Origin of the sequence: Chryseobacterium barbadense, from assembly GCF_042849955.1 — a bacterium.
Lineage (GTDB): Bacteria > Bacteroidota > Bacteroidia > Flavobacteriales > Weeksellaceae > Chryseobacterium.
Window position 1 is genome coordinate 219,528 of sequence record NZ_BAAFHL010000001.1, and the last position, 16,199, is coordinate 235,726.

General features: G+C 37.8%; 13 protein-coding genes. 5 read left to right on the plus strand and 8 right to left on the minus strand.

Features of this window, described 5'->3' with window-relative positions; genetic code table 11:
* Positions 1 to 50: 50 nt before the first annotated feature.
* From ACGHIN_RS01150 to ACGHIN_RS01165, 4 genes are all read right to left on the minus strand, one after another.
* Complete coding sequence (locus ACGHIN_RS01150) at positions 51 to 1,592, minus strand: protein adenylyltransferase SelO (protein WP_390450178.1); 1,542 nt, start codon at positions 1,590 to 1,592, stop codon at positions 51 to 53.
* Positions 1,593 to 1,664: 72 nt separating this feature from the next.
* Positions 1,665 to 4,046 carry a penicillin-binding protein 1A gene (locus ACGHIN_RS01155; RefSeq protein WP_390450179.1) on the minus strand — a complete coding sequence of 794 codons (2,382 nt, stop codon included), beginning with the start codon at positions 4,044 to 4,046 and terminating at the stop codon, positions 1,665 to 1,667.
* A gap of 6 nt (positions 4,047 to 4,052) precedes the next feature.
* Complete coding sequence (locus ACGHIN_RS01160; RefSeq protein ID WP_390450180.1) at positions 4,053 to 4,514, minus strand: gliding motility lipoprotein GldH; 462 nt, start codon at positions 4,512 to 4,514, stop codon at positions 4,053 to 4,055.
* On the minus strand, positions 4,507 to 5,844 hold the full coding sequence (locus ACGHIN_RS01165; RefSeq protein WP_390450181.1) for a PSP1 domain-containing protein: 1,338 nt from the start codon (positions 5,842 to 5,844) through the stop codon (positions 4,507 to 4,509). The genes ACGHIN_RS01160 and ACGHIN_RS01165 overlap by 8 nt, the downstream gene beginning before the upstream one ends.
* A 276-nt stretch (positions 5,845 to 6,120) precedes the next feature.
* On the opposite strand from ACGHIN_RS01165, the gene ACGHIN_RS01170 reads away from it, so the two are divergent.
* From ACGHIN_RS01170 to ACGHIN_RS01190, 5 genes are all read left to right on the plus strand, one after another.
* On the plus strand, positions 6,121 to 7,353 hold the full coding sequence (locus ACGHIN_RS01170) for an OmpP1/FadL family transporter (protein WP_390450182.1): 1,233 nt from the start codon (positions 6,121 to 6,123) through the stop codon (positions 7,351 to 7,353).
* 10 nt (positions 7,354 to 7,363) lie between these two features.
* A complete protein-coding gene (locus ACGHIN_RS01175; protein ID WP_390450183.1) occupies positions 7,364 to 8,800 on the plus strand; it encodes a G-D-S-L family lipolytic protein in 1,437 nt (478 codons plus the stop codon).
* An 84-nt stretch (positions 8,801 to 8,884) separates the two neighbouring features.
* Positions 8,885 to 9,823, plus strand: coding sequence for a ribose-phosphate pyrophosphokinase (locus tag ACGHIN_RS01180; RefSeq protein ID WP_390450184.1), 939 nt, complete (start codon positions 8,885 to 8,887; stop codon positions 9,821 to 9,823).
* Positions 9,824 to 9,879: 56 nt separating this feature from the next.
* Complete coding sequence (locus tag ACGHIN_RS01185) at positions 9,880 to 10,524, plus strand: 50S ribosomal protein L25/general stress protein Ctc (RefSeq protein WP_390450185.1); 645 nt, start codon at positions 9,880 to 9,882, stop codon at positions 10,522 to 10,524.
* 158 nt (positions 10,525 to 10,682) lie between these two features.
* On the plus strand, positions 10,683 to 11,903 hold the full coding sequence (locus ACGHIN_RS01190; protein WP_390450186.1) for a cysteine desulfurase: 1,221 nt from the start codon (positions 10,683 to 10,685) through the stop codon (positions 11,901 to 11,903).
* A 135-nt stretch (positions 11,904 to 12,038) separates the two neighbouring features.
* On the opposite strand, the gene hemE is transcribed toward ACGHIN_RS01190, so the two are convergent.
* The 4 genes from hemE to hemA form a co-directional block, all read right to left on the minus strand.
* Positions 12,039 to 13,064, minus strand: a complete 1,026-nt coding sequence (gene hemE / locus ACGHIN_RS01195) for a uroporphyrinogen decarboxylase (RefSeq protein WP_390450187.1) — start codon at positions 13,062 to 13,064, stop codon at positions 12,039 to 12,041.
* Between the two features lie 40 nt (positions 13,065 to 13,104).
* On the minus strand, positions 13,105 to 13,788 hold the full coding sequence (locus ACGHIN_RS01200) for a uroporphyrinogen-III synthase (RefSeq protein WP_390450188.1): 684 nt from the start codon (positions 13,786 to 13,788) through the stop codon (positions 13,105 to 13,107).
* A 63-nt stretch (positions 13,789 to 13,851) separates the two neighbouring features.
* Complete coding sequence (gene hemC, locus ACGHIN_RS01205; protein ID WP_390450189.1) at positions 13,852 to 14,760, minus strand: hydroxymethylbilane synthase; 909 nt, start codon at positions 14,758 to 14,760, stop codon at positions 13,852 to 13,854.
* Complete coding sequence (hemA, locus tag ACGHIN_RS01210) at positions 14,747 to 16,021, minus strand: glutamyl-tRNA reductase (RefSeq protein ID WP_390450190.1); 1,275 nt, start codon at positions 16,019 to 16,021, stop codon at positions 14,747 to 14,749. Before hemA ends, hemC begins: the two co-directional genes overlap by 14 nt.
* Positions 16,022 to 16,199: the final 178 nt, after the last annotated feature.

A 16,199-nucleotide genomic window follows, 5' to 3' on the forward strand; every position in this document is an offset into this window, starting at 1 on the left:
AACTCACCTGAATTGGCGAGTTTAATAAGTATAGGTTTTGCTTTTCATGGCTATGAACTGCACGAAAGCATGGAACACCCTGAGATATCATCATACTTTGATGGCCTTTTTTTAGAAAATTCAGGAAATATTTCTTCATATGGATTTTCATGGGCAGTGATTAATTTGTTCAACATTTCTGTTTTACCTTGTTCTATTTCTTCAATACATTCAAACAACAAATAATTTCTTAAAGTAAATTTAGGGTTGGCTTTTTTCATTAATTTAATAGATTCTTGTCTGGAAATAGTGTTTTTAGAAAGCCTTTCATCATATTTTTTGATAAAGTTGTCCAGCTTTTTAATGCTCTCTTCTCCTAAATGCGTGTAGGAGGCATTTTCAAAAGCGGATTTCAAATCACTTTCTATCGTTATATTTTCTAATTGATTAAAGAATAGGGTATAATCTAATTGTAATTCCTGCATTAATCCCTGCCAGTTGATGAAAAACTCTTCATCCCCGTCAAGAAATTCATTAAATCCGAATTTTTCACACAGCATGTTGTCATGAGATTTCCAGAAATAATTTCCATAATTGTTTAGCTTCTCTTCCAGGAACTTTTCGTCTTTGATAAGGGGATAAAGTGCATTCGCCAGTTGCCATAGGTTCCATTGAGAAATCTGTCCTTGTTTTCCAAAAGCATATCTTCTTCCGGGAAGATCTGTGGTATTGGGAGTGAAATTCAAATCATATTCATCCATCATAGAATAAGGTCCATAATCGATGGTTATTCCCAATATAGACATATTATCCGTATTCATAACGCCATGAACGAAGCCCACACGATACCATTCCACCATAAGATCGGCAGTTCTCTGACAAGCATTTTCAAAGAAGTCTTTGTATTTCTGTGCTCCTTCGGACTGGATGTCCGGAAAATAATTTTTAATGGTAAAGTCTGCCAGATCCTGTAGAATTTTGTATTCTTTTTGAGCAGACATCAGTTCAAAATGTCCAAATCGAAGAAAGCTTTCGGCAGTTCTTATGATAACGGCTCCTTTTTCTTCTTGGGGATTTCCGTTGTACATCATATCTCTTACCACATTTTCCCCGGTAAAACATAAGCTTAGCGCTCTTGTTGTAGGAATTCCGAGATGATACATAGCTTCGCTCATGAGATATTCTCGAACTGAAGACCTCAGCACCGCTCTTCCATCTGCGTGTCTTGAATAAGGGGTGGCTCCGGCTCCTTTCCATTGGAGTTCTGTTTTCTGTCCGGATTCATTAATGATTTCTCCGGCCAGAATTGCTCTTCCGTCTCCCAATTGTCCTGCCCAGTTTCCGAATTGATGTCCAGCATAAGCTGTTGCATAAGGCCGGATGCTTTCGGGAAGATGGTTGCCAACTAAAAAGTCCAGATCTTTGGTTTCATATTTTCCTAGCCCGATCTCTTTAGAAAGAGTTTCATTGAAGACTATTAAAGAAGGGTTTTCAAATCCAACAGGGCTAGCAGTTGAAAATAAAACCTTTGGTGTATTTCGCTGTACCGGATTGTTTGAAAAATCTCCCGGAAAAGCTTTTATAAATGGCTGCTTAATGTTGTCAATATTCATACTTCAAATATACCAATAATACAAAAAGACCTTCCGATTATTTGGAAGGTCTTTTCATTGGTAAAGAAGAGTTTATTTATTAAAGTCTACTTCTTCGCCGGTATTTAAATTTTCGTTAACGTTTTCCTCTTTCTTTTCAATATTGTTTTTAGGAGTAGGTTCTACAGGTTTTGGGTTTTTGATTTCATCAATAGTCTGAAGTCCCCCTTCATCCCCATATCCGGCTCCAAGCCCTTTAAGATCGGAACAGCCGTCTTTCCATTCGGAAGGTTTCACAAACTTGTCATCAGGAGAAACACCTAAGCTCTTATCGGCCCATACTTTTTTCATGAAGATGGCCCAAATCGGTAATGCCATTCTGGCTCCCTGTCCTTCACCTGTTCCAAAGAAGTGCGTGGCCCTGTCTTCCCATCCAACCCAGGCTCCTGTTGCCAGTTTTGGAGTGATTCCCATGAACCAACCATCAGAGTTATTTTGAGTAGTACCTGTTTTACCTGCAATTTCCACGTCTTTAGAAATTCCTTTTCGTCCTAATTCTCCGGCAGCTGTACCATATTGGGCAACCCCTTTCATTAGTTCGATCATGGTGTAAGCATACAATGGGTTCATGACTTCCTTCGGCTCTACATTCACTTCCTTGATTACTCTACCGTTGGCATCTTCAATTCTCCAGATCATTTCAGGCTTGTTGTAGTTTCCGTAATTTGCAAAGGTACTGTAAGCTCCTAACATTTCATAAATGGTGATGTCTGATGAACCTAATGCAATGGTATTGTTTCTTGGGATTTCTTCCGTTACCCCTAAGTCTCTCGCGGTCTGAATAACAGCATCCACACCTGTCATTTCTATAAGGCGGGCTGCTACAGGGTTTTGAGAGTGTGCCAACGCATCTTTAAGCGTCAGCATCCCGCCTCTTCCCGGAACATGCCATCCTTTATGATTATAAGTGCCATTTGAAACGGCAGAACAAGGAGTCATTCCCAGTTTCATAATAGCTGTGGCATATACGAAAGGCTTAAAGGTTGAACCAACCTGTCTTTTTCCCTGTTTAATGTGGTCATATTGGAAATGCTGCCAATCGATTCCACCTACCCAGGCTTTGATTTCGCCGGTTCCCGGAACCATAGACATGAGCCCCGCCTGAGCAATCTGCTTATGATATCTGATAGAATCCCAAGGAGACATTTCCACTTCTTCCTCACCATTCCAGGTGAAGCGTGAAGTTTTGATCGGTTTTTTGAATTCCATCATGATGGAATCCTCGGAAACTCCTGCCGCTTTCAACTGCTTGTACCGGCCGGTTCTTTTCATAGCCTGAACCATTACTTCATTAATCTGCTTATCATTCAGGTAATAGAACGGTCTTTGTTTTCTTCCTCTCTGTTCGGCATCAAATCTCTTCTGAAGATCCGTAAGGTGTTCCTTGATAGCCTCTTCTGCATATTTCTGCATTTTAGAATCAAGAGTTACATATATTTTTAAACCGTCTTTATAAAGATTGAGTTTTTTACCGGTCTGCTTTTCGTAGTCCTGAAGATAATTGTCTATCTCTTTTTTCAGGTAAAATTTATAATAAGCAGAATAGTCGTCATTGATATTTTTAATAGGATGATAATCTATAGTCACCGGTGTTGCTGCAGCTTTATCATATGTTGCCTGATCAATATACCCTGTTTTCAACATTTGTTCCAATACCACATCCCTTCTTGCTTTTGCTTTTTCGGGATTTCGCATCGGGTTGTTTTTTACCGGGTTTTCCAGCATGGCTACAAACATGGCAGCCTCAGGTAAAGTCAGCTGAGAAGTTGTCTTATTGAAATAGATTTTGGAAGCCATTTCAATTCCATTGGCATTATATAAGAAGTCAAACTTATTGAAATATAAGGTTACGATTTCTTCTTTAGTATATCTTTTCTCAAGGCTTACGGCAACTACCCATTCTTTCAGTTTCTGGAATGCTCTTGAAATTTTATTTTGGGAAGCTCCGCCTGTAAATAACAATTTAGCAAGCTGTTGGGTAATGGTAGATCCACCACCTCTTCCTCCTCCATAAACCACTGCTCTGGCAACAGACTGAAGATCAATTCCGGAATGTTCTTTGAAACGTTCGTCTTCTTTAGCCTGCAAGGCATATACAAGATAGGGCGGAAGGTCTTTATAAGCAATAGGTTGCGTTTTTTCTTTTTCAAACTTGCCTAATAATACCCCGTCTGCAGAATAGATTTCGGAAGCAACATAAATGTCCGGATTTTCAAGCTCTTTCACATCAGGCATTTCACCAAGAAAACCTTGGGAAACCGCAAAGAAAAGTGCTGAAATTCCTACCACTGCCGCAATGAGTCCAAGCCAAATAAACTTAACCCATTTTTTCCAAGAGGTATCTTTTTTATTTTTTTTGGGTGGAAGAGGGAATGTTTTTCCCTGGCTTCCTGCGTTTTGCTTTTTTTCTTCCATGTATGGTTACGGTTTAGCCGTTTCTATTTTTACTCCAATATCTTCAATTCCCGGAAGGTTGTCATTTCTCATGGCCTGGATCAGCCCTATTTCATATTTTCCTTTGGCCGGAAACCTGTAGTTCAGTTTATACTGAAAAAATATCTCCTTCGTATCTCCAAAACCTGTACCAAGCCATTCGCCATTAGGTTTTGCCAGGATATAGTTTAAGGTGTCGGTCTCCTTTTTTTTGTTTTGAAGATTGGTGAAATTAACGATGAACCTTATATTGCTATAAGGATAGTCATTGTTATTTCTTACAACAAATATAATATTTTTAGGATTCTGCGGATCTGAAACTTCAAGATTAAATTTTTGTTCATTTTTCTTATTCCATTTATTATCAACGGAATTCATAATGATATTTTCTCCTGAAGAGTTACAGCTAAAGAAAAGGATAAGCGGTAATAATCCTAAAAATTTACGCATTTTTATCTTTTTTTGGAGGATACTTCTTTTTGAATTTTTTCTTGTTGTTGGGCTTCTTTTCAGCATCAGGACCTGCCTCTACCTTTTCCATATGCGGGGCCTGTTGTGGCTTTTGCTGTTTGGGCTGATGGTTGGAATTGGTATTTTCAGGTCTGTCCGGTCTGTTATCGGATCTTTCAGGCTTATTTTTTCTTTGATTGTTGTTCGGCCTGTTCTGACTTTTGTTTTTGTGATGAGATCCTTTTCTCTTCTCAAAACGATCCACGTTATTTTCCTGAATCAGGTCAATGCTATGCAAAGAAGTTTCCGGCTGTTTCAAATCTTCAAGAGGTAACGTTTTTTCTCCGCGTTTATTTTTCGAGATTAGTTTTTTAACTAAATCAATATCGAAATCATACCATGCGATAGAATTTTCCACATAGGCAAACCACATTTTCTTTTTGAAAACATCTATTTTGATACAGAAAGCTTTACCTTTTTCTGTTTCTAGCGTGGTAGAAGAGGACGGAAAGTCGCTTAATGCGTCAAGGTAGCTGTCCAGCTCATAGTTAAGGCAGCATTTTAACTTTCCACATTGTCCGGCTAATTTTTGAGGATTAATGCTTAGTTGCTGATATCTGGCAACGTTGGTGTTCACGGATCTGAAATCCGTTAACCAGGTTGAGCAGCAAAGCTCTCTTCCGCAGGAACCGATTCCCCCTACTTTTGCCGCCTCTTGTCTGAAACCGATCTGTTTCATATCGATCTTAGTTCTGAAGGCCGCGGCGTAGTCTTTGATCAGTTGCCTGAAGTCTACTCTGTTGTCAGCGGTATAATAAAAAGTGATTTTCGATCCATCGCCTTGATATTCAACATCTGTGACCTTCATCTCAAGGCCAAGCCTGTGGGCAATTTTTCTTGCTTCAATTTTTACATTATCTTCTTTTTTCCTTGCTTCCTGCCAAACTTCAATATCTTTTTGGTTAGCAGGTCGGTATATTTTAAGTGATGATTCTTCTGAAAATTTTTTCTTTTTCATTTGAATTTTCACTAATTCTCCGGTGAGACTTACCACACCTACATCATGTCCGGGACTGGATTCTACTGTGATTACACTACCTATATGTAACGGGATATTATTTACATTCTTATAAAATGATTTTCTGTCATTTTTAAATCTGACTTCCACATAATCACACCTGTTTTCCACAGGGTTGTTGATGTTGGATAGCCAGTCGAAAACACTTAATTTATAACTATTACCACAGGTATTTACACTTTCACAGCCATTCGCGGATTTTGTTCCGCATGAATGTGCAGAATCGCCGGATGTTTTACATCCACAACTCATATATTATATATTTAATCTTGCAAATTTATATATTTTTATCTTTATGTAGTTCTGAAAATTTCAAATATTCGTGATCAATTCTGTTTAATATTAAACATGGAACCATGGATAAAGATTTTATATTATTAATTGACTAATATTTATTTAATTAAACTGCATGATCTCTAAAGTATTATTTCAAACATAATTTTCTTTTGTGTTATTGTTTAATTTATTGGGAAATTTTAACAGGCGTATCTAAAATAATTTTATATTTGGGTTATATAATAATAGTCTATGAAAAAAATATTAGTATCAACTGCATTATTGGCGGGGGTTTTATCTTATGCGGGAGGCTTCAGGGTTTCTTTGCAGGGGGTGAAGCAATTGGCAATGGCACATACCAGTGCTCATGCTGAAGATGCGAGTGTGGCATTCTTCAATCCTGCGGGTATATCATTCATTCCCTCAAAATTAAGTATTGTTGCCGGAGGGTTTGGCGCAAGCAATAAAATTACCTTTCAGAATCTGAATACTTTGCAGAGTACGGAGACAGATAATCCTACTGGAACGCCTATTTATGCTGCAATTGCCTACAGACCCATTGAAAAATTATCTGTTGGTTTTAGCTTTTCTACACCATTCGGGAGTACCATTCAGTGGCCAAATGATTGGGAAGGAAAGGAAATGGTTCAGAAATTGGAGCTAAAAAGCTATTATTTTGAGCCTATGGTTTCCTATAAATTTAATGACTGGCTGGCTTTCGGTGTAAGCTATATCTATGCAAAAGGTACTGTAAACTGGGATAAGGCAATTACTCAATTTGGAGGAGAGCTTAATCTTGATAGTAAAGCAAGTGGACATGGTTATGGATTCGGGTTTTATTTCAGACCAGATCCTAAACTAGACGTGAGTGTTGCCTACCGCTCACCGGTTGATATGAAAGCGAAAGATGGAAAAGCGACATTCAAATTCCCTTCAGCCTCTATTTATCCGTTATTAGGATTAGATGCATCAGGAACTGACAGTTTTAAAGCGACCTTACCTTTAGTAGAAGAATATACAATAGGTTTTACTTATAAAATTACTCCGAAGTGGCTGGTTTCTGCAGATTTCAACTATCACGGATGGGAAAGATACAGCAAGCTGACATTAGATTTTGCTAATGCTCCTGTTGGAAACCAGGCAGATCCAACAGTTTCAGTTTCTCCTAAAAACTTTAGAAATGCTAAAACGTTCAGATTAGGAACTCAATATGCATTTAATGATATGATTTATGGGCGTTTAGGTGCTTATTATGATGAATCTCCTTATACTGATGAAAACTTCATCCCTGAAACACCGTCCTTTAATACTTACGTAGTTACTGGAGGGGTAGGCTTTAAGCTAAAACAATTCGGGGTAGATATAGCGGGAGGATATGCAATGCCTCAGGCAAGAGATGTGAAAAATGCTAATCTTGGATTCTACGGACAAGCTAAAGCTACCGCATTTTATTTAGGTCTGGGATTATCTTATAACCCTTTTTAATTGAAAGACTATGAAAAAAATTATAATTTCTACATTCGCTATTTCTGCTCTTCTTTTTACCACGAGCTGCGAAGATGATTTCGATACAGATGTAAAAGATATACAAGTGACGGCTGGAGAGGCAGACTTCTCCAAATATGTTGCTTTAGGAAATTCCTTAACTTCAGGTTACAGGGACGGAGCTCTTTATATTGACGGACAGAATGAATCGTACCCTTCCATGATTTCAATGCAGATGAAACTTGCAGGAGGAGGGGAATTTAAACAACCGTTGATGCCAAACAATACAGGCGGGTTTACCAATTTGCCGGGCTTTCCGGGAAAACTTACCCTTCAATTGGTGAATGGAAGTCTTGCACCTGTTGAAAGTGCTCCCGGAGCGGCGTTGGACAATGTAAAAGCGGGAGGCCCATATCAGAACCTGGGTGTTCCGGGTGCTAAAGTAGCACATTTATTAGCTCCTGGATACGGGAATCCTGCAAACCTTCCATTAGGGTTAGCCAATCCATATTATACCAGATTTGCAACTTCAACCACTTCATCTGTAGTTGCTGATGCATTAGCTCAGAATCCGACTTTTATATCTTTATGGATTGGAAATAACGATGTATTAGGATATGCCACTACGGGAGGAGATGGATCTAACCCAATTACGCCTGTTGATGGTGCGGTAGGAGTAGGTTTTAATAGTACTTACACTGCTTTGGTTGGTGCATTGTTCCCAAGTGGAACGACCAGAAAAGGAATTATAGCAAATATTCCTACAGTAACAAATGTACCTTTCTTCACCAGGATACCGGCAATGCCTCTGACAAATTTAACAGACGCACAGGTTACTCAATTAAATGGTGGTTATGCACAGTATAATGCAGGATTAGCACAGGCTAAAGCATTGGGAGCAATTAATGATGCTGAATATCAAAGAAGGTTGATTAAATTTACTGCCGGGGCTGTTGCCAATGGTGCGGTTATAGTAGATAAGGATTTAACGGCTGTTCCGGGGTTACCAAAATACAGACAAACAACATCCAAAGATTTAATATTGTTGCCTGCAAGCAAAGTGCTTAATCCACAGGCGGGAGGAGGAACATCAAACCCGTTAGAAGATAAGCTTGTATTAACAGAAGCTGAAACTGCAAAAGTATTGGCGGCAACTACAGCTTATAATAATACGATTAAAACAGTGGCCGATTCCAAAGGCTTAGCGTTTGTAGACATGAATGCTAAAATGACGGAATTGAATTCTAAATCAGGAATTTTGTGGGATGGAGTAAAGTATACTTCTACATTTGTAACTGGGGGTGCATTTTCTTTAGATGGTGTTCACCTTACGGGTAGAGGATATGCTATTGTAGCTAATGAGTTTATAAAAACGATTAATGCTAAGTATAAATCCACATTGCCACAAGTTGATCCGAATAAATATTCAGGGGTAAAATTCCCATAATGAATAAGGTAACAAAAAACATAAAAACCACAGGAGTAAATCTTGTGGTTTTTTTTTAAATTTGCAAATCTTTAAAAAGTAAAAATGGCCGAACAGTTAAGTTATCTATTTTGTACAAGGACAAGCAGGGACTTGGCAGAGAAAATTGCCCAACATTATGGGCAGCAATTAGGGAAAATCAACTTTCAGGAATTCAGTGATGGTGAGTTTGAGCCGGTTTTAGACGAATCGGTAAGAGGAGGAAGGGTTTTCCTGATAGGATCCACATTCCCACCTGCAGATAATCTTTTGGAGCTTCTTCTTATGATGGATGCTGCAAAGAGAGCATCCGCAAAGAGTATCACTGTTGTGATTCCCTACTTCGGACTTGCAAGACAAGACAGAAAAGACAAACCAAGAGCCCCGATCGGCGCTAAATTGGTTGCCAATCTTTTGACAGCTGCAGGTGCTACAAGGATTATGACTATGGATTTACACGCAGATCAGATCCAAGGGTTTTTTGAAATTCCGGTAGACCATCTGTATGCTTCTACTATATTCGTAGATTATATCAGAGATCTGAATTTGGAAGACCTTACCATTGCTTCTCCGGATATGGGAGGTGCAAAAAGAGCGAAAAATTATGCCGGACACTTGGGAGCGGAAGTTGTAATTGCCTATAAGGAAAGAAAGAAAGCCAATGTTGTGGAAGAAATGTTCCTTATCGGAGATGTGGAAGGAAAAAATGTTATCCTTATTGATGATATGATTGATACAGCGGGTACACTTTGCAAGGCAGCAGATATATTAATGGAGAAAGGCGCAAAAACGGTAAGAGCAATGGCAACGCATGGAGTACTTTCAGGAAAAGCTTATGAGAATATTGAGAACTCAAAATTGTTGGAAGTAATTGTTACTGACTCAATTCCTGTAAAAAATCATTTGTCATCTAAAATAAAAGTGCTATCTTGCGCCCCGTTATTTGCAGATGTAATGAAGATGGTTCATGAGCATCGATCAATTAGCAGTAAGTTTATTATCTAATTGATTTTTAGCTGTTTGCAAAATATTTTTGAAACAATTTTTTTAAATTTTTTATAATGAAATCTATTACAATTCAAGGTACAAAAAGAGAAAGCGTGGGCAAAAAGTCTACAAAAGCTTTACGTGATGCTGAATTAGTTCCTTGTGTTGTTTATGGAGGTGAAGCACCTTTAAACTTCTCTGCCGAAGAGAAAGCTTTCAAAGGGTTAGTATACACTCCTGAAGCACACACGGTATCTATTGAGGTTGACGGACAAACAATTCCGGCTGTTCTTCAGGACATTCAGTTTCACCCGATTACAGACAAAATTCTTCACGCAGACTTCTATCAGTTAGCTGACGATAAGCCGGTTATCATGGAAGTTCCTGTAAGAATTACCGGACGTTCTAAAGGTGTTGTAGCTGGTGGGGTTTTACGTCAGTCTTTCAGAAAATTGAAAGTAAAAGCTATTCCTGCTAACTTACCGGATGAGATCGTTGTAGATGTTACTCCATTAAGAATTGGTAACAAGCTTTACATCGGTAGCATTAAAACAGAAACATATACATTCATGCATCCTGACAACGCAGTTGTAGTAGCTGTGAAGATGTCTAGAAATGCAATGAAAGGTGGTGCTGCAGCTATGGATGATGAGGATGAAGAAGAAGTTGTAGCTGAAGAAGGAGCAGCTCCGGCAGCAGAAGAAACAGCAGCTGAATAAGATTTGCTTAAAAACAATAATATAAACCTGTCAAATATGGCAGGTTTTTATTTTTTAGATTGCATCTATCATCATATTCATCCGTCTTTCTTTAGGAAAAAAGCTGTAAATTTGAAGTGTTCTAAATAAGAACACCATTAATGATAAAATTGTAATAAATGTTTGACATTCAGGAAATCAGAAGTCAGTTTTCTATATTAAACAGGCAGGTGAATGGTAAACCATTGGTTTACTTAGATAATGCGGCAACCTCTCAGAAACCGGATTCAGTTTTAGAAGTCTGGAACAAGTATTATACAGAGCTTAATGCCAATGTACACAGAGGTATTCATACGTTAAGTCAGTTAGCAACAGAAGAAATGGAGCTTTCCAGAAGAAAGATTCAAAAATTTATAAATGCTGAATATGATTTTGAAGTGATCTTTACCAAAGGAACAACGGAAGGCCTGAACCTTATATCTTATATATTAACGCAGAAGCTTAAAAAAGATGATGAGATCATCATTTCTTATCTTGAACATCATTCCAATATAGTTCCATGGCAATTGCTTTGTGAAAGAACAGGAGCCAAGCTTAAAGTGATTCCTATAGATGAGAACGGAGTTCTTCAGTTGGAATATTTGGATCAATATTTAAGTGAAAAGACAAAAGTGGTCTCTGTAAACCAGGTATCCAATGCTTTGGGAATTGTAAACCCTGTTGAAGAGATCATTGCCAAAACAAGGAAAAGCTCAGAGGCGTATATTGTCATTGACGGAGCACAGTCTGCACCGCATTTTCAGATAGATGTACAGAAATTAGATTGCGATTTCTTCGTGTTTTCAGGCCATAAAATGTATGCTCCGATGGGAACAGGTATTTTATACGGAAAAAAAGAGATTTTAGAGTCTTTACCACCTTTTCATGGAGGTGGGGAGATGATCGCAACTTGCTCATTCGAAGGAACAACATATGCGGCTTTACCTTTTAAATATGAAGCAGGAACTCCCAATGTAGGCGGAAACATTGCTTTAGGAGCTGCCGTGGATTTTATTGAAAAAATAGGGCACAAGAATATCCAAAGCCATGAGAATGCTCTTTTAGAATATGCTCAGAAACAACTGTTGGAAATACAAGGTTTAAAGGTATATGGGGAAAAAGCCAAAAGAACCGGGGTAGTTTCTTTTAATTTGGAAGGAATAGGAATTGCTTCAGACGTGGGAATGATCCTGGATAAAATGGGGATTGCTGTGAGGACAGGGCACCACTGTACGCAGCCTATTATGGATTTCTTTAATATAGCAGGCACAGTAAGAGCAAGCTTTGCGGTGTATAATACCTTTGATGAAATAGATCTTCTCGTAGAAGGAGTAAAAAAAGCACAACGAATGCTAAGCTAATGAAGAATTGTATCAAGCAACTATAATAAAAAGTCCTTTCAATATTGAAAGGACTTTTTTATTTGATAATATCAGCTTTCCAAAGTTATGTGAGTCTAAAATAATTTAAACGTCTGGATCTTTATCCTTTGTTATTTAAGGTTTCCATTCCACAACTGCTCTGATAAAAGCCTCAGCATTTTCCAACGGAATATTAGGGAGAATGCCATGTCCAAGGTTGGCAATATACCGGTCTTTTCCAAAACGGTGAATCATCTCGTTCACCATTTTTTTTATGGTTTCAGGTGTTGAATGTAATCTTGCAGGATCAAAATTTCCTTGTAAGGTCATAGTGTGATTGGTCAAAGTTCTGGCAAACTCCGGTTTGATGGTCCAGTCCACCCCTAAAGCGGAAGCTTTGGACATCGTCATTTCTTCTAAAGCGAACCAGCACCCCTTTCCGAAAACCACTACATGACTAAGCGGGCTTAATGCTTCAACGATCTGATTAATATATTTCCATGAGAATTCCTGGTAATCCTCAGGGGAAAGCATTCCACCCCAGGAATCGAAAACCTGTACGGCAGAAACTCCTTTTTCAACCTTTCTTTTTAAATAGGCAATCGTAGTATCCGTTATTTTTTGAAGTAATAAATGAGCAGCTTCCGGTTGCTGGAAACAGAAAGATTTTGCAATATCAAAAGCTTTACTTCCTTTTCCTTCCACACAATAGCAAAGAATCGTCCAGGGAGAACCTGCGAAACCGATTAGTGGAATTTCATTGTCTAACTTTTGAAGAGTCAGTTCAATAGCGTCAAAAACATATCCTAACGTGTCGTTCACATCCGGAGTTATAATATTCTGAACCTGCTCCATTGTTCTGATGGGATTGTCTAACCATGGTCCAACAGATTCTTTCATTTTGAAATCAATTCCCATTGCCTGTGGCACTACCAAAATATCAGAAAACAGAATTGCAGCGTCTAACGGAAATCTGCGAATCGGCTGTACGGTAATTTCAGCAGCCAGCTCAGGAGTCTGACATCTTGTAAAGAAATCGTACTTATCACGAAGCGCAATGAATTCAGGCAAGTATCTTCCTGCCTGTCTCATCATCCAAACAGGTGGCCTTTCTACGGTTTCTCCGCGAAGTGCTTTTAAATAGAGGTCGTTTTTGATCATAATGTATTTCAATCAATACTGCCTTTGTGGCAATAGGTATTCATATATTGCTATTACTCTCCCTTCTTATGATTTCCAAGATAGAGCTTAAGTTTTTTCCTTCGGAAGTAAAAATTTTTCCCTGAGTGTGCTTTTTAAGCTCATTGGAAGTGGTTTCACCTATTGAAAACAGTTTCATGCCTTCCAATGAATTGTGCTTTGCAAAACTACGAACTCCGCTTGGACTAAAAAAAACTACAGCATGATATTTTTCAGGTATCGTAGGATAGGTTTCTGTAGTATGATACACCGTTACTTTTCTGTATTTGATATTCTGTAAAGGAAGGCTTTTGTCAAGAACATCAAGGGCCAGGTTGCCACAAAAATGGAGGAACTTTTCGTGCGAACAATTACCAATGATAAACTGTGAAAGATCTTCTGCACTTCTCAGCACTTTAAAAGTCCCGAAACCATGCTTTCTCAATTCTCTTTTCGTCTTTTCACCTACGCAATAGATCTTATTGTAATTTTTTGCCGTAAAATCTTCGTTAGGCTTAAATTGATTTTTAAAAAAGGAATTTACTCCATTTGCACTTGAAAAAATCAAAGAATAGTTTTTTAAGTCGAATGGAGTTACCTGTATAGGGTCAATCTTGATTACCTCAACATAATCAGTTGAAATATCCTTTCCTAATTCTTTGGATATAACAGACGGGTCTATATTTTTGGTAAATAAGATTTTCATTTTTGAATATTTGGTGGTGAAGATTGAAGAAACTTAATTTAATCTAAAATCCAGAATTTACAATTAAATCTTGCTTTTAATTTCTGCCATGAGTTCCTTCCCGCCGTTTTCAAGAACAACCCGGGCAAATTTTTCACCAAAGTTTTCTGTTTCATTGTATTCAAAATTTTCATCCAATGAAATACAGTTTTTACCATCTAATGAACAAAGTGCAGCTTTAAAGCGAACCTGGTTTTCAATGATTTCTGCAAAAGCTCCAATAGGAGCGGTACAGCCTCCTTCAAGAGTACTTAAGAAATTTCTTTCTATTTCCACGCAGATCTGCGTTTGTTTATGGTTAATTTGGGATACAATTTCGTTGATTTCTTTTTTATCCGAATGTCCGGCTACGGTGATTACTCCTTGCGATGGCGCGGAGATCATCAATGGAAGCATTTCGTAATCAATGCTCATTTTCATTCTTTTGATTCCGGCCAATGATAAAATAGTGGCATCAAAATCACCCTCTTCCAGCTTTTGAAGTCGGGTCTGTATATTTCCGCGGATATCGGAAAAAGAAGCATCAGGATAATATTTTAACCAGAATGCTCTTCTTCTCAGGCTGCTTGTTGCCAGCTTAAGCTCATGGAATTCTTTATCTCTCGATTCTTCCTTTCTGATCAGAACATCCTGAGGATAATCCCTTTCAAGGTAAGCGATAAGCTCAAGATTTTGAGGGAGTTGGGTAGGTACATCTTTTAAAGAGTGGACCGCAATATCGATTTCGTCATTTAATAATGCGACATCCAAATCTCTTGTGAAAACACCAGTAATCCCTAATGAATAGAGAGGTTGTGTAAGATTCTTATCTCCGGAGGAAACAATAGGAACGATCTCTGTTAAATAGTTATTGTTTTGTAAGTGTCTTGCCACTTCTCTTGCCTGCCAAAGAGCCAGTGCGGAATTCCTGGTTCCGATTCTAATGCTTTTCATTGAATTCGTTGTTTGGTTGTTCAACTAATATTTCGTGCATTAATTTACTAATTTCTTCGGCTTTCCAAGGATTATCGATGATATATTTTGCAAAACGGTTGGTAATTTTCTGGATCATTTTATCAGAAAGCTCCATATCCGTTACATTAATATATTTATTTTTTCTGTAGAAGTTATGCATTTCATTGCGCTCCATATTCTTTAAAACGGCTTTGAAATGATGGATATTAGGAGCCAGCCTTCTCTTTTTTTCCCATTCAAGGAAGTCCTTCGTTAGTTCCTTAATGATCTTCTCCGCTTTCGGAACTTCTTTTTCTCTTTGTTGAATGGTTTCCTGAATTTGTTTCGAAAGATCATCAACATCCACTAAAGTCACATTTTCATTATTGGTAACATCTTTTTCCACATTATGGGGAATGGAAAGATCAATCACCAGTGTTTCTTTTCCATTAGGAAAATGAGACGAATTAATAATAGGATGTTTGGCACCGGTTGCAACGATCAGGATGTCGGTATTTTTCAGTTCTTTATCAAAATCAGCATAGTCAACATGAGGAATGTTGTATTTCTGGGAAATCTTTTCCGCTTTATCCTGCGTTCTGTTGGCAATTTTGATTTTGGGCTGATACACGTGCTTTACCAAATTTTCAACAGTGTTCTGTCCGATTTCACCTACTCCTAAAAGAAGAATGTTTTTATCTGTGATTCTTTTCTGATTGTTCAAAATATAATGAACAGCAGCATAAGATACTGAAGCGGCTCCGTTAGAAATTCCGGTTTCGTTTTTAATTCTTTTGGAAATCTGAATGGCTGAATTAATTGCCCTTTCCAGATAAGGATTAGAATTTTGCCTTTCTTTTTTGAAACGGTTATAAGCTTTTTTGATCTGACCGATGATTTCAAAATCACCAATAATCTGGCTCTCCAATCCGGCGGCCACTCTGAAGAGATGAGTCAAAGCTTCCTCTTTCGTTAAAATATTGGCAAACTGAAGAAAGTCTGTAAGATGAACCCCGATAGTTTTGCAGTATTCTTCCGCAACTAAAAGGTAATTGGGAGTGGTAGTATAGATTTCCGTTCTGTTACAGGTGGAAACAACAAAAGCATCTCCTAAATTTTCATCATGAATTCGGGAAACAAAACTTTTAATGTTTTCATCAAAAAATGCAAATTTACCACGCGTTTCTCCGTCAGCCTTTTCATAGCTTATAGAAAGTACGGCGAAATTGGATGTTTGATGCATATCAGAATACTGTAACATAAGCGTTGCAAATTTACGTTTTTTTTAATTAATCACTTTCTGAAAATACATATGATAATTATCGTAAAAAACTATAGATAAAAGGGTAAGTTTAAGATAAATTTTAATGCGATGGAAAATGGAGCCAATAGTTAAAAAAAATATTTCAAATTTTAATAAAACTTTAACCAAATTATAT